Genomic DNA, 394 nt, shown 5'->3' on the forward strand with positions numbered 1-394 from the left:
CGATGCGTTTTTGGGAAACACCCGTTCTCATCCCGAACACGATGGTTAAGACTTAAACGGCCGATGATACTATACTGGTAACGGTATGGGAAAGTAGGTGGCTGCCAAATTACAACGGGGGCGTAGCTCAGTTGGGAGAGCACCTGCCTTGCAAGCAGGGGGTCAAGAGTTCGAATCTCTCCGTCTCCATCGTCGATGTAATAAAACTGTTACAATCGACATTGTACCTTGAAAACTTCATACAAATGATTTGATGAATAAATATTCTATTCTTAAGAATATTTAACAATCAAGACATCCGAGAAACAAAACCAAGTTGTGAACAACAACAAAGTTCTTTAAGTTATTAATGATGCAACGCTATGCATCGAAGAGATTAAGCAAAGAAGAGCGC

At 41.1% G+C, this 394-nt stretch carries 1 tRNA gene and 1 rRNA gene; both read left to right on the forward strand.

The annotated features are described in order from the left end of the window. A 5S ribosomal RNA gene (gene rrf / locus ACTQ1L_RS15285) occupies nt 1-110 on the forward strand; the annotation flags it as partial. A 6-nt stretch (nt 111-116) separates the two neighbouring features. Then, nucleotides 117-189: transfer RNA gene (locus ACTQ1L_RS15290), tRNA-Ala, on the forward strand. The last annotated feature ends 205 nt before the right edge of the window (nt 190-394 follow it).

It is taken from the genome of Agathobacter sp. LCP21S3_B2 (genome assembly GCF_052118705.1).
GTDB lineage: Bacteria > Bacillota > Clostridia > Lachnospirales > Lachnospiraceae > Roseburia.